The following is an 18118-nucleotide window of genomic DNA, read 5'->3' as shown; positions in this document are numbered from 1 at the left end:
AAACTTCTTGCACAGTGTTCAAGTCGTTCGCTAGCCTCCACTTGAACACAGTGCAAGTCGCCGCGACGCCCGAGGCGCCGTGCGAGAACCACACCGATCGAGGGGGAATCGAGATGTCACACGATGCGCTGGCGGAGTTCGTCGAGGAGAAGGCCAAGGAGCTCGGCATCCCGGGTGCGGCGGTGGGAGTCCGGGTGGACGGACGGGAGCTGACCGTCTGCCACGGCGTGACGAGCATCGACAACCCGCTGCCCGTCGACCGGGACACGCTGTTCGTGCTGGGCTCGGTCACCAAGACCTACACGGCGACCGCGATCATGCGCCTGGTCGAGCAGGGGCGGGTCGAGCTGGAGGCGCCGGTGCGCCGCTACGTTCCCGAACTCCGGCTCCCCGATGAGGACGCGGCCGCGCAGATCACCATCCTGAACCTGCTCAACCACACCGCGGGGCTGGACACCCGGATGGTCTTCGACAGCGGAGACGGAGACGACGCGCTGGCCCGCGAGGTGACCAACATGGCCGAGGTGGCGCTGATCGGCCCGGTCGGCGGCCGCGCCTCCTACAGCCAGCTCGGCTACAACCTGCTCGGCCGGGTCGTCGAGAACGTCACCGGCGAGACCTACGAGGCCGCTGTCACCTCACTCGTCCTGGAACAGGCCGGCATGACCGACAGCGTCTTCACCGCCGGACAGGCCATCACCCGCCGGTTCGCCGTGGGCCACAACCTCAGCGACGGGGCGCTCAAGGTCGCCCGCACTTGGAAGGACACACGCGGCAACAACCCGGGCGGCGGCCTGGTGTCCTCGGTCTCCGACCAGCTTCGCTGGGCCCGGTTCCACCTCGGCGGCGGTGACCTGGCGCGGCGCATGCAGGAGCCGACGGTGGAGCTACACGGCTCCACGCTCGGCGACGCCATCGGCCTCGGCTGGTTCCTGCGCGACGTGGACGGCGTGCGCACCGTCGGGCACGGCGGATCGACCAACGGCCAGTTCGCCAACCTGCTGCTGGTTCCGGAGCGGGACTTCGCCGTCGCGGCGCAGTCCAACGCCGGGCCCGACAACGGCCTGGAGTTCAACCAGGCCGTGCTCCGTTGGGCACTCGAACACTACCTCGGCGTGGTCGAGCGGGACCCCGAGCCGCTCCCGTACGACCCGCAGCGCGCCCAGGAGATCACCGGGCACTACGAGAACGAATTCATGACGCTGATCATCGACACCGACGGTGACACGATGACGGTTGAATGCCGGATCAAGCCTGAGATCCGCGCGGCGGCCGACAGGGAACTGCCGGCGGACCTGCCGCCAGCCGGCCTCGGCCTGCTCCCCGGGAACGGCGACGAGTACATCGTCACCGGCGGCGGCCTGATCGGCCAGCGCGGCCTCCTCACCCGCGATGCCGACGGCGCCATCATCGGGGCCGACATGGCCGGACGGTTCTTCAACCGGGTCTCCTCGACACCCTCCGAGTGACACCTCGGGAACCCCCGGAGAGCACCGCAGGCGAGGCTGGCACAGCTTCGCCCAGGTCCACAACATTTGAATGACAATTACTCGGGCGGAAGAGACAACCACCCCGATGCCCCGCCGCACAGGTTGAAGATCAAGCTAGCGCCGCTTGCGCTTCTTCTTGCTCCGGTTGTCGGCGCTCGGCTTGGCACTGCTCGGCCGGCTGGGCGCCGTCGGGTTCGGCGCGGCCTCGCGCAGGCCGATCCGGCGAGTCTGCCAGACGGTCAACTCCCACAACCCGATCGCGACGCCGACTCCCCCGATGCCGACGGGGAGAGAGCTGAAGTCGGTGTCGGCGGGCTGCGGGGCCAGCCAGCCGCTCGGGTCCACTAGGGCGCGTATCGAGTCGTGATCAATTTGCGGGATGTGCCTTCGTGGCACGGTCCGATAGACCGTCTTACGTGACGCGAGTGCAACTGACTGGCCCGGAGTGGGAGTTCATCGAGCCGTACCTGCCGATCGGCGAGTACGGCCCGTACCCCGAGCGGCTGCGCCAGCAGTTCGAGGGTGTGATCTGGCGGTTCAAGACGGGCGGGCAGTGGCGGGAGATGCCGACGGAGTTCGGCGCCTGGTCGACCGTGCACAACCGCTTCCGGCAGTGGCGTGATGCCGGGGTCTTCGAGGCCCTGCTGGAGGGCCTGATCGCGGAAGCCGCGAAGCGCGGTGAGGTGGACCTGTCCCTAGTCAGCATCGACTCCACCACCGCCCGGGCCCACCACGATGCGGCCGGGATGCACCTCGACGAGGGTGTCGTCACCGCCCTGGAGAAAGCCGCCGAGGAGGAGAAGGCCCGGTCAAAGGGGGCGGACCCGAAGCACAAAGCGGGCAGGAGGCCGGAAGTGATCCCGTTCGGCAAGAACGAAGACGCATCCGGCGGCGGCACAGACTCCGACTGAAGGCCGCCCTCCCCGGACGCTCCAGGGGCGGGCAGACCAGCAAGATCCACCTCGCTGCCGACCGCAAGTGCCGCCCGCTGGCGTTCATCCTGACCGCAGGCCAGGCAGCGGACAGCCCGCAATTCATCCCCGTCCTGAAGAAGGTGCGGGTGCGCGGACCTGTCGGCCGCCCCCGCACCCGGCCGGACGCGGTCGCCGGGGACAAGGCTTACTCGTCCCGCGGCAACCGCGCCCACTTGCGTAAACGCCGTATCAAGGCGGTCATCCCGGAGAAGAAGGATCAAACCGCCAACCGGAAGAAGAAGGGCTCCAGAGGCGGCCGGCCCGTCAGCCACGACGCCGACCTCTACAAGGAGCGGAACACCGTCGAACGCCTGATCAACAAGCTCAAGGCATGGCGAGGCATCGCCACCCGATACGACAAGACTCCCGAGAGCTACCTCGCCGGCCTCCATCTGCGCGCCTCGATGATCTGGGTCGGGGCTTGACCCCTGATCTTGGACACACGAGACACTGGATCCTGAGGATCTGAGAACGGACATCTCGTGGTCATGAAGCACTACCCGCCGGAGTTCAAGGCGGACGCGGTCGCGCTGTACCAGTCGCGCCCGGGAGCGACAATCAGGTCGGTTGCCGCTGATCTGGGAGTCAACCCGGAGACGTTGCGGAACTGGGTACGGGCGGCCGGGGCAAGTCGGCCCCGGGGCCGCCGGGCGGAGATACCCGCCGAGCAGCCCGGGCCCCTGGAGGCGGAGAATGCGGCCCTGCGCAAGAAGGTCCGCGAGCTGGAGGAGGAGCGCGAGATCCTGCGCAAGGCGGCGAAGTATTTCGCCGGGGAGACGCGCTGGTGAACCGCTTCCAGTTCGTCGCAGACCACCAGCGCCGCTTCGGCGTGAAGCGGCTGTGCACCATCCTCAACGTCGCCCGCTCGAGCTTCTACTACTGGCGCAGGACCGCAGCCGGCCGGGCGGCCCGCCAGGCGGCCGATGCCAAGCTCGCCGCCCGGATACGCAAGGTTCACCAGGACACGGACGGCACCTACGGCGTCCCTAGGATCACCGCCGAACTGCGGGAGACGGGCGAGCTGGTCAACCACAAGAGGGTCGCCCGCATCATGCGCCAGGTCGGCCTGGCCGGGCTGCGGCTGCGCAGGAAGCACCGGACCACCATCGCGGACCCGGCCGCTGCGAAGGCAGCCGACCTCATCGGCCGCGACTTCACTGCCGCGGCGGTGAACACGAAGTACGTCGGCGACATCACCTATCTCCCGCTCGCCGGCGGGAAGTTCCTGTATCTGGCCACGGTCATCGACCTCGCCTCCAGGCGCCTGGCAGGATGGGCGATCGCCGACCACATGCGCGCCGACCTGGTCACAGACGCCCTGGCCGCCGCCGAGCGGTGCCGCGGCAGCCTCGCCGGGGCCGTCATGCACACCGCTCACGGGGCCCGCGCCGCTGCCCAAGCAGTCGTGAGAACAGCTCACAGCGAGACCAGGAACCGCAGCAACGCCTCTTCGACCTGGCCGTGGACGAACCTCGCGGGCGTGTGGATGCGCGCCCCGTGCCACGGGGCCATCAGCTGCCAGCTCAGCTCGATCGTGCGGTAGAAGCTGAGGCCGCCCGTGAAGCCGGTGCGTGTGAACGTCGCGGTGAACGCGTCGAGTTCGGCCCGGCCGAACCAGGGCGGCGGCGTTCCCGGGTCGGAGTGCGCGTCGAGCCGGCGGCCGCCCGGCGCGAGCACCGGGTGCCACGGCTCAAGGTCGACCACCTGCCCGGCGACCGCGACGCGCCACCGGTCTGGCTGTGGTCCTCGGCCACCGGCGCCGACCCGGCTGACGTCGACTTCGTCTGGTCGTGCTACCTGCGAAGATTCGATTTGGAGCACACGTTTCGCCTGTTCAAGCAGTCCCTGGGCTGGACCCTGCCGCGGCTACGTGAGCCGGAGGCGGCGGACCGTTGGACCTGGCTCGTGATCGTCCAATGCCTCGAAGTCAAGGGCCCGGAGACGGTGTCAAGAGGAGCGCGGAATGCTGCGGGCCTCAGCTATCCAGGGGATCGACCAAGATCTTCCCGAAAGCGGAGGCTCTGTGCTCCAGTCTGTCATGGGCGGCACCAGCGATGTCGCCCCCCGGCCATCTCGGTGAGTTATCGCAGGTCGTGCCCCCGGAGTTGGTTGACGCCGTCCTGGAAGAGACCGGAGCGCGGGAGCGACGGCTGCGATGTCTCCCCTCCCGGGTCGGGGTGTACTTCGTTCTGGCTTTGGGACTTTTCGAGCATCTCGGCGCCCGACTCGTGTGGACCAAGCTGGTCGCGGGGCTGACCCCCCGCGTCCCCGAGCCTTCCGAGAAGGCGCTTCGTGACCTGCGCAGGCGGATCGGCCCGGCTCCGGTCAAGCGGCTCTTCGAGGTGTTGGCGGGGCCGCTGGCCCAGCCGTCCACTCCTGGGGTGACTTACCGGCGCTGGCGGACGGTCGCCTTTGACGGGTGCAGCAGCCTGATCGTCCCCGATCATGAACGGAACTGGTCCTGGCTCGGCCGTCCCGCCAGCCGGCTCGGCCAGGCGGGATACCCCACGTTGATGCTGATGACACGGTGCGAGACCGGAACCCGCGGCCTGGTCGCGGCAGTCTTCGGCCCGGTGGCCATGGGCGAGACGTATTACGCACAGCAGCTGACTTCGAACTTGACCCCGGACATGCTGCTGCTGGCGGACCGGGCCTTCCACACCAATGACCTGCTTGCACAGGTCGCCCGCCGCGGCGCGCGGTTCCTGGTGCGTTGCGCCAGCCGTCGGCATCCGCCGATCCTGACCCTGCTGCCCGACGGCTCCTACCTCACGCGCATCGCCGGCCTCACCCTGCGTGTCATCGAAGCCGAGATCCGCACCCGCACCGCCGACGGCACCACCTTCGGCGAGACCTGCCGGCTGCTGACCACGCTCACCGACCGCCGCACCGACCCCGCCCACCAGCTCGTCCGCCTGTACCACGAGCGATGGGAGATCGAGATGTGTCAACCACAGTGCACTCATAAATGGGAACTGGCTGTTTGATCTCCGTCTTGGGCCGGGAGGGGTGGTTCGGTGTCGGTCCAGCGGAGTCGGGTGTACCAGCCGGGCGGGCGGGTGCGTCGCTCGCGGAGTTCGGCGAGTTGGGTGGGTCCGGCGTGGAGGATCCAGCGGTAGGGGCGCCGGGACTCTTTGCGGGCGTTCACCCAGCCGCGGTAGATCCACGAGTAGAGGGTGACTGCAGGCATGTCGAGTTCTGCGGCGAGGTCTTCCAGCCACCATTCATCGCGGCCGGGTTCTTCGCCGGGTGGCGGGGCCGACCGGGTGCGGGCGGGCGGCTGCAGGCAGCCGAGTTCGCGCAGGATCTCCTTGACCGCGGTGGCGCTGATCCGGTTCCCGCGTCCTCGGGCCGGGCGGAAGCCCTCTGCGTGCAGGCGCCGGGCGATCGCCTCGGGGCGGTGTCCCTGTCCGGCCAGCTCGCGGACACGTTCCTTGATCTGCGGGAAGTAGCTGAGCTGTTGCAGGAGGGCGACGGGGCGGGCGGTCTCGTCGGTGGTGGTCTGGCCGCCGGCCCAGGTGATGGTGACGGTGACCCGGTCGCTGGTGCCCAGCACGGTGACGGTGACCTGCTCCACGAGCGCGCGGATGATTTCTTTGCGATCGGTGGTGGTTGTCGTCGGTGCACTCCACAAGCCTTCGATGTCGCCGGCGAGCGCGGTGATGGCCTGCTGCTCGGCGGCAGTGAGGGTGCGCGGACGGGTCAGGGTGAAGCGGTCGTACTCCTCCTGCAGGGTCTGCTGGGCGACAAGGGCCTGTTCCCAGTCCTTTTCTAACTGCCGTACGACCAGGCGGTTCTCGGGCTCGGCAAGGCGGTAACAGCGCCGGGCCCGGTCGACGCTGATCGCAACGCGTTCCAGCCGCTGGGACCAGATCTTCTCGAGCTCGGCCCGTTCGGCCAGGACCTGCTCGGCCGCGCGTAAGAGACCTCAAGCGCGGCCGGGGCCAGCGCGGCCAGGACATGGGCGGTCACGAAGGCGTCCACGCAGGCCCCGTTCAGTGCCTGGCAACGGTCGCCGGCCCCGTAGTCGGTCATCTGCCGGGCGCACACGTAGTCGGGGCGGGTGCTGCCCGCCTGCTGGTGATAGCGCACGGTCATGCGCTTGCCGCAGCGACCGCAGCGCACCAGCCCGGCCAGCAGCGCGGGGCCGCTGCGGACCGTGCCGGGGGCCTCGGCCCGGGCAGCGTTGGCCTGAAGCCGGGCCAGGTTGGCCCGGTACTGCTCGACGGTGATGTAGGCGGGCAGGGCGTCGGGGATGAACACCAGCCACTCCTCCTCACCGCGCACCACCCTGCCCGTGGAGGGGCGCCCCGGTTGCTGCCGGCGGTGCTCGACCCTGCGGCGCCCGTAGGCGTAGATCCCGGCATAGACCGGACTGTGCAGCATGCACTGCAGCGTCATCCGGTTCGGCCGCCGCCACTCCAGCTCGCCCTTGTCCGGGCCCCGGCGTAACCTCACGGGCAGTTCGATCCCGTGCTCGACCAGCCAGCGCAGCACCGCATGCAGGGTGCCGAGCTCGGCGAACTTCGTGAAGACCAGCCGCACCACGGTCTGTGCCTGCTCGTCCGGGTCGAGGACCGCCTCGCCGGACGGCCGGCGCACGTAGCCGATCGGCAGCGGCACGGCCAGTTCTCCGCGGCGGGCCTTGTTCACCCGCCCGGTCTGCATGCGCTGCTTGATCAGATGGAGTTCGGCCTCGGCCATCGTCCCCTTCAGTCCCAGCAGCAACCGGTCATTGTGCTCCGCTGGGTCGTAGACCCCGTCGGTGTCCGCCAGCAGCGCACCGGACAGGGCGCACAACTCGATGAGCTGGTACCAGTCCTTCCTCGATCGTGCCAGGCGAGACATCTCGATGCCCAGCACCAGGCCGACATGGTCCAGCCCGATCTCGGTGACCAGGCGCTGGAACCCCGAGCGTGCGACCGCACTCGCCCCGGAACGGCCCAGGTCCTCATCGATCACCACCACCCGCGAGGCAGGCCAGCCCAGCGCGACCGCCCTGTCCACCAGCGCGTACTGCAACCGCGTCGACTCCTGATGATCCGCGACCTGCTGCATGCTGGACTGCCGCACATACACGACCGCGAGCCTGGTCAGCTGCCGGTCGCTCACCTTGCTCCCCGACCGTTCCCACGGCATCAGCACCGTCATGACCGGTCCGCCTCACCGCTCACCGACGGAGCCATGTCCGGCAGAGCCCGGCCCGCCAACACCGCCAGCCATCGCACCGCCAGCAGCCGGTTCACCTCCGGCAGCCCCGCCCACACTTCCGCGCCCAGGCCCTGACTGGTCAGGCTCTGGGGCAGCCGCCCCCTGCGTCGTCCACGACGACTCGCTCTCCTCTTCACCTTGACGAGCCCGCAACCGGTCGACCACCGCGACCAGCCGCAACAGCCCCTCACGTCCGATTACTGGCACATCACCTACTTGATACCCATTCATAGGTGCAGTGTGCTTGGCAGATTGAGTGCGCCTACCTGGCACTGCGTCACACACTCCGCAAGGGCCGCGTCCTGCACGCGCAGGATCCTGTCGGACTCACCCAGGAAGTATGGGGACTTCTCACCCTCTACCAGGCATTGCGGTCCGTCATGGTCACCGCCGTGGAGACCCAGCCTGGCACCGACCCGGACCGCGCCGCCTTCGTCATCGCCCTGGAGGCCGCCCGCGACACCGTCGCCCTCACCGCCCACCCGACAGCGACCCCCGGACACGACGCCCAGGCGGACCTGGTCGGACACATCGGCACCGTCTCCTGCACGCCTTGCTCCCCAAACGCCGCCCGCGGACCTCCGCCCGCGTCGCGAAGCGCGGAATCTCGCGCTACCACACCTGGAACCGCGATCAACGCCCCCGCGACAGCGCGCCCATCACTGCCATCGACATCACGGTCCAGGCACCTGCTCTCCCGACCGCACAGGATCCGTCCCGGAAGGCATCCAGCCCCTGGGACCGGCTCTGCCAGATCCTCGCCGCGCACGCCAACCAACCCATGCACGCCCACGGCCTCACCGATCATATGGGGCTTACGGCACCCCAATCCCGCAAGAACCTCGCTTCTCAACTCTGCCTCTGGACCCGCAACAGCCTGCTAACCCGCACCGCGCCGAATACGTACAAGATCACCTGAGACTGAGCACTCGGGGACTGAGGTGCGGGTTCCTCTTCGTGCCGGCGTCCCCGGGCGGGTGTGGTCAGCACCCGCCCGAGGTTGTTGTCGCCGTGGGCTCCAGAGAACCGCGGACGGCCCGGTCGGCGCCCGGCGTTATACGAAAGTGAGTGTCGAGGGTAGCGGGAAGACCAGCTTCCCGCCGCGGGAGAGGAACTCGCCTTCCCGCTCGATGAATCCGTCCCGGTAGACCCAGGGCAGCACCAGCAGCTGGTCGGGCCGCTGTGCGAGGGCCTCCTTCTCGGAGACGATCGGGATCAGGGAGCCGGGGGTGAACCGGCCCGCCTTCTCCTCGCTGACCTCTCCGATGCACGGCAGGCTGTCCTCCCCGATGCCGCAGTACTGAAGGATCACGTTTCCCTTGGTCGATGCGCCGTAGCCCAGGGTCAGCTTGCCGTCCTTGCGCGAGGTGTCGAGGAAGTCCCGCAGGTGGTCGCGGTGTTCGAGCACACGTTCGCCGAAGGCCTCGAAGGGCGCCATGGTGTCGAGTCCCAGTCCGGCCTCCTGGGCACGCAGGCGGTTCAGTGCCGCCTCGTCGCGCCGGTGTCCGGAGCCCTGCCGGGCGAGTGTGACGCATAGGCTGCCGCCGTAGACGTCGGTGATCTCCGCTTTCACGACTTCGAGGCCGACGCGTTCTGCCATCCACTCGATCTGGCCGAGCGCGTAGTACTCCAGATGCTCGTGGCATATGACGTCGTAGGCGGTCGCTTCCAGCATGGACGGGAGGTAGCTCATCTCCAGCATCCACACGCCGTCGTCGGCGAGCGTCGCCTTCACGTCTTCCATGAACCCGAGCGGGTCGGGCAGGTCGTAGAACATGGCGATCGACGTGATGACCTTGGCCCGGCGGGAGCCGTAGTGCGCGGCGAAGACTTCGCGGGAGAAGAAGTCCGGGATCAGGTCGATGTGTTCGGGGTAGAACTCGCGCCATTTCTCGCCGGTCGGGTCCACTCCCACGAGGGTCCGGCCGTCCGCCGGGTATCCGGACAGCAGGGTTCCGTCGTTGCTTCCGATGTCCAGGACCAGGTCGTCGGGGCCGATGTCGACAAGCTTGGTGAGTTCGTCCACCTTGCCGCGGAGATGGTTGATCATGAATGGGCGGATACCTGAGCGGTAACCGTAGTGATCGCCGTACATCAGGCCGAGGTCGGCGGTGTGCAGGAGCTGGACGAGTCCGCATCCGTCCGGCGAGCACTTGACCAGTTCGAGTGGGGCGGTCGGCACAACTTCCGTGCGACTGCCAGGGAATACTCCGGTCAGTGCCTGATCTCCCAGATCCAGCACGTCGAGCAGGGTCCGATTGCCGCACACACGGCACTGCGAGATGGTCATTCGTACTTACCTCTCCAACCTTTATTCGTGGGCAGGTCAGGATTCAGCAGCTCGGCGCCCCTTTCGCGAACGACCATATTTCGCGGATCACATAGTCGATCATTTCCTCGGTCACACCGGGATAAATCCCAATCCATAGCGTGTCGTTGGTGACCTTGTCGCTATTGGACAAGCTTCCGGACACTCGGTACTCGACGTGCTCATAAGCGGGGTGACGGGTGAGGTTTCCGCTGAACAGCAGTCGGGTGCTGATGCGTTTCGACTCCAGATGGAGTTGCAGATCCCGACGGGAGTACGGTGCTGAATCCTGAACCGTCAGCGTGAAGCCGAACCAGCTCGGATCGCTGTTCGGGGCAGGTTCGGGCAAGGTGAGGCCCGGCACGTCGTGGAGCCCCGCTCGCATGCGGAGCCAGTTCTTGCGCCGGCTGTCGCAGAACTCGGACAGCCGCTCCAACTGGGACAGTCCCAGGGCTGCTTGGAGGTCGGTCGCCTTCAGGTTGTACCCCACGTGGGAGAAAATGTATTTGTGGTCGTAGCCGGAGGGCAGCGTGCCGAGCTGCCAGCCGAAGCGCTTGTTGCAGCGATCGTCCTCTCCCGGTTCGCACCAGCAGTCCCGCCCCCAGTCCCGGTAGGACTCGACAAGGCGCGCGAGTTCCATGCTGCCCGTCAGGACGCAGCCGCCCTCGCCCATCGTGAGATGGTGCGCCGGGTAGAAGCTGACGGTGCTGAGGTGCCCGAACGTTCCTGTTTTTCTGCCGCGATAGGTGGAGCCGACGGCATCGCAGTTGTCCTCCACGAACCACAGCCCGTGCCGGTCGGCAAGGTCGCGGATCTCGGCGGCCTCGAAGGGGTTGCCTAGCGCGTGCGCGATCATGATGGCCTTCGTCTTGGGGCCGATCGCGGCCTCCACCAGCTCCGCGGTGGTGTTGTAGGTGCTCAGGTCGATGTCGACGAAGACCGGCACCAATCCGTTCTGGATGATCGGATTGACGGTGGTGGGGAACCCTGCCGCCACCGTGATCACTTCGTCGCCGCGGCGCAGCGCGCGCTCGCCCAGTTCCGGTGCGGTCAGTGCCGACAACGCCAGCAGGTTGGCCGAGGAGCCGGAGTTGGTCAGATGTGCCTTGCGCAGTCCGAAGTAGCCGGCCAGGGCCCGCTCGAACCGGATCGCGTAGCTCCCGGATGCGATGCGCAGGTCCAGTGCCGCCTCGACCAGTGCCATCCGGTCGGCCGCCGTCAGAACGGCTCCCGAGGCCAGCACCCGGTTCTCGCCGGGCACCCAGGTGGATGTCTCGGCCCCGGCCGCGTGATGGTATTCGTTGACCAGTGCGAGGATCTTGTCCTTGAGGTTGTCATTCATCGCGTACCTTCCGCGGGGCAGCCAGCAATGGGTTGGGCCTGGCCCTCTCCGGCGGTTCGCCAGATCCAGCGCAGGGTCTCCGGTAGCGTTCGCGCCGCCGACCAGTCCAGATGACGCCTCGCCAGCGTCGGATCGGCGATCTGCCAGCCGGCGGCCAGGGCTCGCCCGCCCCGCTCGGGCGCCGGGAGCACGTCGATCGCGAACTCCACTCCGCTGGCCAGGGCGAGCTCGCGGACCAGGTCGTAGGCGGTGCCGGCGCGTCCGGTGCCGAGGTTGAGCACGGGGACGCCCGCCAGCCGCCGCGACACGGTCGCGCGGAGAACCGCCTCCGCCAGCTCGCGGGCGTCGGCGTAGTCGCGGTGTTGTTTCAGGTCGAACAGGGTGAGCCGTGCCAGGTGTCCGTCGCGCCGTGCCCGGTCGAGTGTCCGCACGGTCCGGCCGAGCAGGCTCGCGGGCGACATGTTCGATCCGATGGCGTTGAAGACGCGCAGCACCACGACATCCAGCGACGCCTGCCGGGCGATCTCCAAGATCCTGCGGGTGCCCCGCAGTTTGGTTCGCCCGTACTCCGACCGCGGTGCCTCCGGGCAGCTCTCGTCGGTGGCGTGCGGGTGGGGCAGGGGCCCGTACTCCAGAGAGGAGCCGAGGTGCACCAGCCGGGCGGTGCTGCCGAGGTCGGCCATCGCCAGGGCTAGTTGCTCCGGGAGTTCGGCGTTGGCTTCCTGGAGCAGGCAGGGGTCATTGCGCCAGATCTCGCCGGCGGTGTTGACCACGGCGTCCGGGGTGAACCGGTTGATCATCGCGGCGAACTGGGCCCGTCGCGGAGCGCTGTCGTCCAGCTCGGCCACGCCGTGTCCCGCCGGCACGGCGGTCGGTCGCCTGGTCACCACGGTGACGTCCATCTCCGCCGCGGACAGCCCGGCGAGCACATGCCGGCCGAGGAATCCGGTGCCACCGATCAGCAGGACTTTGGTGCACGGGGTCCCGACGGGGCGCTCCGAGGTCGTCACCTTCTCCCTCCACTTCGACTAGACATGGCGCCCGCTGAAAACGGCTGACACGATCAGGTGCTGCGACCGGCAACTGCGGTCATGGGGCCGGTCGTTCTAAGGGACCTCGATCCGTACGGCGACTCTTTTCACGTCGTCGATGATCCGAGCCTGACGCCGGCTCATTTCCGACTGGTCGTGCACGCTGGATCCCGTGAGCGCCGCATGTGCGAAATGCCGCACGATGTTGCCGAATTGGTCATCGGCGGGAAGCGTGATCTCTTCGCGGTGGTCCTGTCGCTCGAGGCGCAGCACCGGTTGCAGTGGCGGCGGCGGCGTGAAGGCCCGGTCGAGCAGCATCAGGCCGCTGCTGCCGGCGAACGCGCAGCCGGTTCGATAGGAGTGCTCCATTCCGAAGACCAGGTCGGCCGTCACTCCCTCGGGCGTGCACGCGAGGATGCGTCCGGAGACGACGACGCCGGTGCGGGCGCGAATCCGCAGCACGGCATGGAGCACGTCGAGAGCGGGGCCAAGGTAGTACAACGCGGCTCGGATCGGATAGACACCCATGTCCAGCAGGGCGCCGCCGCCGATGTCCGGGTCGTAGCGCATGTTCTCGTCCGACAGCGGCGGAATGGTGAACACGCCCGTGAAATCCTTCAGTTCGCCGACTGCTCCGCCGGCGAGCATGTGCCGGACGCGTGCGTGCTGCGAGTGATGCGGGAAAACGACGTTCTCCAGGAGCACCAGGCCCCGTGAGTCGGCGAGCGCCAGCAGTTCGTCCGTGTTTTTCGCATCTCCTGTCAGCGGCTTTTCGGCGAGCACGTGCTTGCCCGCCCGCAGTGCCTTCGCGACCCAGTGCGCGTGCATCATCGCCGGCAGCGGCAGGTAGACCGCGTCGATGTCACGGGCGGCGAGCATTTCTTCGTAGCCCTGTACGCGGGGGGCGCCGAAGGCCGCCGCGAAGCGTCTGCCCTTGGCCTCGTCGCGGCTGGCGACGGCTGCGAGTTCGGTGTCGGGGCAGGCGGCCAGCGCCGGCAGGGTGCGGCGCCAGGCGATGTCCGCGCAGCCGAGTAGGCCGACGCGTAAGGGACCTTGTGCTGCGGCCATGGCCAGTCCTCATCAGGCGGGGGTGATCAGTCCGGATGCCGGCGGCCCGTCGACGGACCGCCGCCGCAGGATGGAATCCGCGATCTCGCCGCCGCGCACGGCGATGTTCGACAGGAGGGAGGACGTGAGTCCATGGGTGTGTTCGGTGCCGCCCTGGAGGTAGATGCCGCACGACACGTCGGGCGTGGTCACGAGCCGGTAGTCGCGGCCGACCTGGTAGCGGCCGGCGCCGTCGCGCAGGCAGTAGCCGTCCAGTTCGCCGAGTACGCCGCTCGGGTCCATGGAGTCGTAGCCGGTGGCGAAGACGAGCGCGTCCACATCGAGGTCCTGGGAACCGCCGTCGAGCAGCAGCTCCATGGAGACGCGTGATTCGGTGCCCATGCGCTTGACGTTGGTGACCCGTGCCATGTTGCGGATGTGCAGGCGCTTGGTTCCGTGCAGTTCCTCCATGTACATACGCTGATACAGGTCCCGGATGACTTCGTCGTCGGCCACCGAATAGTTCGTGTTCTTGTGGTAGCGCCAGAAGGATTCCCGGGCGCGCTCCGTGCCGAAGTAGTAGTCGTCGACCGCCGAGGAGTCGAAGACCCGGTTGGCGAACGGGGTGTCGTCCGCGATCGAATATCCGTAGGACGGAATGATCGCGTAGATCTGGGCCTGGGGCAGGCTGTCGTAGAGGAACCTGGCGATTTCGGCTCCGCTCTGTCCTGCGCCGACGACTGCCACCTTTTTCAGGCTGTCGGCGGGGACCTGGCGGAACCTCTCCAGGAATTCTGAGCTGTGCCAGACCCGTTCGTCGGATTCCACGCCGTCCGGCACCTGGGGGACAAGGCCCGTGGAGATCACGACATTGCGTGCGGCGACAGTCCTGGTCTGCCCTCCGGCACAGTCGCGCACGGTGATCCGCACGTGCTGGGGGGTTTCGGGATCGGCCTCCGGCGGCAATTCGATTCCGGCGACTTCCGATCCGTAGGAGACGCGGTCGGAAAAGAGCGCCTGCGCCCATTCAAGGTACTGGTGAAATTCCTCGCGGGTCGGGAAGAACGTCTGGGTGTTGATGAACTGTTCGAGTCGGCCGGAGGCGTGCAGGAAGGATATGAATCCGAAGCGCGAGACCGGGTTGCGGAGGGTGGCCAGATCTTTCAGGAAAGAGACCTGCATCGTCGTCGAAGGCAGCAGCATATTGCGATGCCAGCCGAACGAGGATTGCCGTTCGAAGAATGCGGAGGCGACCGGGCCGGGAGGCGAGTCGACCCCGTTCTCCTCCAGAGCAATGGCGAACGCCAGGTTGGACGGCCCGAATCCAACGCCTACGACGTCGTATATCTCAGCTGCATTGACACCCATGGAAACACTTCTTCCGTTAGCGCGGCTGCGACGTGACCTTCTTGCACCCACCCACTCACACGCAATAGGGATTCTGAGAATTTATGCCGTGACGGGCTGTTCCACGCAGGTCTTTCATGTTCTACTTCGACCTCGCATGCTTGGGCAATCACGTTGCATTGAAGACCTGTGGCGCGTCAAGGTGGATAACGTTGAGGCGCATGCGAGAGGTCCTGTCCGCCCACCGGTTGTCCTGCCGACGGGACAGGAATCACACCATTTCGATGCCATCGTTACTCGACTTCGAGGGGTGACATATCCTCATGTACGTTCCCCGCCACTACCGTGAACCCGATGGTTCGTGGATGAGCGAGCTGGTCCGTGACAATCCGTTGGCGCTGGCGGTGACCAACGGTGGTGACGACGGTCCCTTTGCCACCCACCTCCCGGTCATCCCGGATCACGGCACGGTGATCGACTGGTCGGACAGCCCGAATGGCTCCGTGCTGCTCGGGCACTTGAACCGGGCCAATCCCCACTGGCAGGCGCTGCGTACCGGCGATGCCGTCCTTCTGGTGTTCACCGGTCCGCACGGGTACGTGTCGCCCGCGGTGTACGACGTGACGCCGGCCGCACCGACCTGGAACTTCACTTCGGTGCATGTGCACGGTGTGATAGAGAAGGTCTCCTCGCTGGAGGAGACGCTCGACGTCGTGCGGGCCACGGCACAGACTTTTGAAAGCCGTTTCGGTTCTGGATGGGATCAGTCAGAATCGATCGACTACTTCCGCAGTATCGTTTCCGGCGTCGGGGCGTTCCGCGTCACCGTGACAAGCGCCGAGGGCATGTTCAAGCTCAGTCAGGAGCAGCCCCCCGAGGTCCGCGAACGGGTAAAGCAGTCGTTCAGCCGGCGCGCCTGCAGTCGACACCAGGAAACCGCTGAGCTCATGGGCCGGCTTCCCCAGAACGGGCAGATGAACAGGGCAGGTGGATGAGCGGCATGACGCGTCCCACAGACCAGGGTCCGCGGATATCGACAAGGGTTGCGGAACTGCCGGGAAACAGCCTGGGGGAAATATTCCTCATGGCTCGTGAACGCCAGGGAATCGATATGGCGCTCGGCACTCCCGGATTCCCCGAGACCACGGTCGACATCATCGGGGCAGCCCACGACGCGATGCGCGCGGGGAAGAACCAGTACGTCTTTCCGCCGGGTGATCTGCGGCTGCGGGAGCGCATCGCCGCCGCGCTCCCGGTGCCGAGCGACCCGGAGACGGAGCTGACCGTCACCGTCGGAGGCACCGAGGCGCTGTTCCTGGCCCTGCACACGTTCATCGACCCCGGCGACGAGGTCGTCCTGCTCGATCCCGGCTACGAGCAGTTCAGGTCGACGGTCGCCTTCGCCGGCGGCGTGCCCCGGCACGTCCCGCTGCACGCGCCCGACTGGCGGTTCGACCCGGACGAGCTGGCGGCGGCCTTCACCGCGCGTACCCGGGTGGTCCTACTGAACTCGCCCGGCAATCCGACGGGCCGGGTGCTGACCCGTCAGGAGCTGGGCCGGATCGCCGAGTTGGCCGAGCGCTGGGATGCGACGGTCATCTGTGACGAGGTGTACTCCAGCTTCGTCTTCGACGGCCGGGAACACCTCTCCATCGCCCAGGTCCCCGGCCTCGCGGAGCGCAGTGTGCTGGTCGGCTCGCTGTCCAAGAGCCATGCGATCAGCGGGTGGCGGCTCGGCTTCCTGCGGGCGGACGCCACGCGCACCGCGGCGATGCGGCGCGTGCAGGAAATCACCACCAACGGCGCCCCGGGCCCGCTTCAGCTGGCCGTCGGCCACGCGGGCGATGCCGCGGACACGCAGGCGGCGTCCCAGGAGATGGGCCGCCGCCGCGACTTCGCCCTGGAGATCTTCACGGGCCTGGGCATGAAGATCTCGCCCCCGGAAGGGGGGTGCTTCCTGCTGGCGGACGTCGGCCCGCTCACCGGAGGCCGCGGTGACGGCCGCTCCTTCACCCTCGAACTCCTCGACGCGACCGGGGTCGTGGTCGTCCCCGCGGCGCCCTCCTTCGCCGATCCCGGCCGCGGGGCCCCGTACGTGCGCATCGCGTTCAACCGGCAGTTCGAGCTGCTGCACGAGGTGGAGCGCCGAGTCCGCGGCTTCCGGCCGTCCGGCCAGTGACGGGGGTTTCCCGATGACCGAAACCACGATCGACCAGTTGGGGCCGCTTCCCGGCATCCTGCGTCCCGGTCCCGAGGATGTCGTACGTGTGGTCGGCCACACCGGCGACCCGTTCTGGCTCGTACGCAGCTACACGCTGGGGCGGGCGGTTCTCACGGACAAGAGGTTCAGCCGGGCCGCCGCGCTGCGGCCCGGTGCCCCGGCGTTCAATGACGCCCAGCCCGCCGCGGATTCCATGATGAGCATGGACGGCAACCGGCACGCCCGGCTGCGGCGCCTGGTCAGCGGCGCGTTCTCCACCGGCCGGATGGCCAGGATGAGCGACTTCGTCACGGACCTGACGGACCGCCGGCTGGACGTGATCGCCGGGATCGGGAACGGCGCCGACCTGATCGAGCACCTCGCCCGGCCGCTGCCGCTGTCCGTGCTCACCACCATGCTCGGCATTCCCGAGGAGGACACCCCCCGCTTTCGCGGATGGGTGGACGTGCTCTTCGACCTGGAGGTCACCAGCCCCCGCGAGAAGGCCCGGCGGCGCATCGAACTCATCGAGTACATGCGGGAGTTGATGGACAGCAAGCGCCGCGAACCGCGCGACGACCTGCTCAGCGACCTGACCGTCGCGCAGGACGAGGGCGAGCTGTCCGAGAACGAGCTGCTCACCCTGGGGCTCACCCTGCTGATGGCGGGCTATGAGACCACCACCGGCCAGATCGGTCTCTCGCTGCTGGCGCTGCTGACCGACCGCAGCGCCTATCAGGTGCTCCTGGCTCATCCCGAGTACGTCAAGAACGCGACGGAGGAGCTGATCCGGCTCACCCCCGCCACTCCGCTGACCTTCGTGCGGATCGCCACCGAACCGGTGCGGCTGGGCGATGTCACCGTGCAGGAGGGTGAGGGGATCGTGGTAGCCCCGCTCCACGGCAACCGCGACGCCAGGGTGTTCGACGACCCGGAGTCCATGAACCTCGCCTCCGGGCACGACTCCCCGCCTCTCACGTTCGGCCACGGTGTGCACCGCTGTCTGGGGGCGCCGTTGGCGAGGCTTCAGCTGCGCATCGTCCTCGAACGGCTCCCGCCGCGCTTTCCCGCGCTGCGGCTCGCCGACGTTGCGGAGCCGGTCGTCTGGAAGGACGGCCTGGGCATACGCGGCCTGGCACGGCTGCTGGTCGACTCGGATTGAGGGAAG

The 18118-nt window shown here is 67.8% G+C and carries 14 protein-coding genes and 2 pseudogenes; 8 read left to right on the top strand and 8 right to left on the bottom strand.

Translation table 11 applies throughout. The features are described 5' to 3' along the window. The first annotated feature begins 113 nt into the window (after nucleotides 1–113). The gene (locus ACFC8N_RS26105; protein ID WP_376290211.1) at nucleotides 114–1469 is read left to right on the top strand and encodes a serine hydrolase domain-containing protein; all 1356 of its coding nucleotides are present in this window, start codon (nucleotides 114–116) and stop codon (nucleotides 1467–1469) included. A gap of 135 nt (nucleotides 1470–1604) precedes the next feature. Here the strand turns inward: ACFC8N_RS26105 and ACFC8N_RS26100 are convergent, their stop codons facing one another. Continuing rightward, nucleotides 1605–1886 carry a hypothetical protein gene (locus ACFC8N_RS26100; protein ID WP_376290209.1) on the bottom strand — a complete coding sequence of 94 codons (282 nt, stop codon included), beginning with the start codon at nucleotides 1884–1886 and terminating at the stop codon, nucleotides 1605–1607. A 20-nt stretch (nucleotides 1887–1906) separates the two neighbouring features. Between ACFC8N_RS26100 and ACFC8N_RS26095 the strand changes: the two are divergent. The 3 genes and pseudogenes from ACFC8N_RS26095 to ACFC8N_RS26085 all read left to right on the top strand — a co-directional run bounded on the left by ACFC8N_RS26095 (nucleotide 1907) and on the right by ACFC8N_RS26085 (nucleotide 5451). Continuing rightward, a pseudogene (locus tag ACFC8N_RS26095) lies at nucleotides 1907–2889 on the top strand (IS5 family transposase). A 57-nt stretch (nucleotides 2890–2946) separates the two neighbouring features. Then, nucleotides 2947–3860: pseudogene (locus tag ACFC8N_RS26090) on the top strand (IS3 family transposase); the annotation flags it as partial. Between the two features lie 520 nt (nucleotides 3861–4380). Further along, nucleotides 4381–5451 (top strand): IS4 family transposase, encoded by a 1071-nt coding sequence (locus tag ACFC8N_RS26085; RefSeq protein WP_376290206.1) that lies wholly within the window; start codon nucleotides 4381–4383, stop codon nucleotides 5449–5451. On the opposite strand, the gene ACFC8N_RS26080 is transcribed toward ACFC8N_RS26085, so the two are convergent. Both ACFC8N_RS26080 and ACFC8N_RS26075 read right to left on the bottom strand, forming a co-directional pair. After that, nucleotides 5427–6041, bottom strand: a complete 615-nt coding sequence (locus tag ACFC8N_RS26080; protein WP_376290204.1) for a hypothetical protein — start codon at nucleotides 6039–6041, stop codon at nucleotides 5427–5429. The genes ACFC8N_RS26085 and ACFC8N_RS26080 overlap by 25 nt on opposite strands. Before the next feature lie 194 nt (nucleotides 6042–6235). After that, entirely contained in the window at nucleotides 6236–7615 is a 1380-nt protein-coding gene (locus ACFC8N_RS26075) for a recombinase family protein (RefSeq protein ID WP_376290202.1), read from the bottom strand. A gap of 613 nt (nucleotides 7616–8228) precedes the next feature. On the opposite strand from ACFC8N_RS26075, the gene ACFC8N_RS26070 reads away from it, so the two are divergent. Continuing rightward, nucleotides 8229–8594, top strand: coding sequence for a hypothetical protein (locus ACFC8N_RS26070; RefSeq protein WP_376290200.1), 366 nt, complete (start codon nucleotides 8229–8231; stop codon nucleotides 8592–8594). Between the two features lie 135 nt (nucleotides 8595–8729). Here the strand turns inward: ACFC8N_RS26070 and ACFC8N_RS26065 are convergent, their stop codons facing one another. From ACFC8N_RS26065 to ACFC8N_RS26045, 5 genes are all read right to left on the bottom strand, one after another. Then, nucleotides 8730–9965 carry a class I SAM-dependent methyltransferase gene (locus ACFC8N_RS26065; protein WP_376290199.1) on the bottom strand — a complete coding sequence of 412 codons (1236 nt, stop codon included), beginning with the start codon at nucleotides 9963–9965 and terminating at the stop codon, nucleotides 8730–8732. A 43-nt stretch (nucleotides 9966–10008) separates the two neighbouring features. Continuing rightward, the gene (rfbH, locus tag ACFC8N_RS26060; RefSeq protein WP_376290196.1) at nucleotides 10009–11325 is read right to left on the bottom strand and encodes a lipopolysaccharide biosynthesis protein RfbH; all 1317 of its coding nucleotides are present in this window, start codon (nucleotides 11323–11325) and stop codon (nucleotides 10009–10011) included. Then, entirely contained in the window at nucleotides 11322–12335 is a 1014-nt protein-coding gene (locus tag ACFC8N_RS26055) for an NAD-dependent epimerase/dehydratase family protein (RefSeq protein ID WP_376290193.1), read from the bottom strand. The genes rfbH and ACFC8N_RS26055 overlap by 4 nt, the downstream gene beginning before the upstream one ends. A 96-nt stretch (nucleotides 12336–12431) precedes the next feature. After that, nucleotides 12432–13424, bottom strand: coding sequence for a Gfo/Idh/MocA family protein (locus tag ACFC8N_RS26050; RefSeq protein WP_376290190.1), 993 nt, complete (start codon nucleotides 13422–13424; stop codon nucleotides 12432–12434). 12 nt (nucleotides 13425–13436) lie between these two features. Beyond that, entirely contained in the window at nucleotides 13437–14771 is a 1335-nt protein-coding gene (locus ACFC8N_RS26045; RefSeq protein ID WP_376290188.1) for a lysine N(6)-hydroxylase/L-ornithine N(5)-oxygenase family protein, read from the bottom strand. Between the two features lie 302 nt (nucleotides 14772–15073). Between ACFC8N_RS26045 and ACFC8N_RS26040 the strand changes: the two genes are divergently transcribed. From ACFC8N_RS26040 to ACFC8N_RS26030, 3 genes are all read left to right on the top strand, one after another. Then, nucleotides 15074–15745: an FMN-binding negative transcriptional regulator gene (locus ACFC8N_RS26040; protein ID WP_376290186.1), complete on the top strand. Its 672-nt coding sequence runs from the start codon at nucleotides 15074–15076 to the stop codon at nucleotides 15743–15745. 116 nt (nucleotides 15746–15861) lie between these two features. Further along, the gene (locus ACFC8N_RS26035) at nucleotides 15862–16929 is read left to right on the top strand and encodes a pyridoxal phosphate-dependent aminotransferase (RefSeq protein WP_376290184.1); all 1068 of its coding nucleotides are present in this window, start codon (nucleotides 15862–15864) and stop codon (nucleotides 16927–16929) included. Between the two features lie 13 nt (nucleotides 16930–16942). Beyond that, a complete protein-coding gene (locus tag ACFC8N_RS26030) occupies nucleotides 16943–18112 on the top strand; it encodes a cytochrome P450 (RefSeq protein WP_376290181.1) in 1170 nt (389 codons plus the stop codon). Nucleotides 18113–18118: the final 6 nt, after the last annotated feature.

The sequence above is a fragment of the Streptomyces sp. NPDC055966 genome (genome assembly GCF_042269865.1).
In the GTDB taxonomy this organism is placed as follows: Bacteria; Actinomycetota; Actinomycetes; order Streptomycetales; family Streptomycetaceae; genus Streptomyces.
This window is presented reverse-complemented; position numbering and strand designations above follow the sequence as displayed.

Bases quoted from the DNA above. Each gene is read 5' to 3' on its own strand.
- ACFC8N_RS26105 (WP_376290211.1), top strand. From the start codon at position 114: ATGTCACACGATGCGCTGGCGGAGTTCGTCGAGGAGAAGGCCAAGGAG.
- ACFC8N_RS26085 (WP_376290206.1), top strand. From the start codon at position 4,381: ATGCCTCGAAGTCAAGGGCCCGGAGACGGTGTCAAGAGGAGCGCGGAA.
- ACFC8N_RS26075 (WP_376290202.1), bottom strand. From the start codon at position 7,615: ATGACGGTGCTGATGCCGTGGGAACGGTCGGGGAGCAAGGTGAGCGAC.
- ACFC8N_RS26065 (WP_376290199.1), bottom strand. From the start codon at position 9,965: ATGACCATCTCGCAGTGCCGTGTGTGCGGCAATCGGACCCTGCTCGAC.
- rfbH (WP_376290196.1), bottom strand. From the start codon at position 11,325: ATGAATGACAACCTCAAGGACAAGATCCTCGCACTGGTCAACGAATAC.
- ACFC8N_RS26050 (WP_376290190.1), bottom strand. From the start codon at position 13,424: ATGGCCGCAGCACAAGGTCCCTTACGCGTCGGCCTACTCGGCTGCGCG.
- ACFC8N_RS26045 (WP_376290188.1), bottom strand. From the start codon at position 14,771: ATGGGTGTCAATGCAGCTGAGATATACGACGTCGTAGGCGTTGGATTC.
- ACFC8N_RS26040 (WP_376290186.1), top strand. From the start codon at position 15,074: ATGTACGTTCCCCGCCACTACCGTGAACCCGATGGTTCGTGGATGAGC.
- ACFC8N_RS26035 (WP_376290184.1), top strand. From the start codon at position 15,862: ATGGCGCTCGGCACTCCCGGATTCCCCGAGACCACGGTCGACATCATC.
- ACFC8N_RS26030 (WP_376290181.1), top strand. From the start codon at position 16,943: ATGACCGAAACCACGATCGACCAGTTGGGGCCGCTTCCCGGCATCCTG.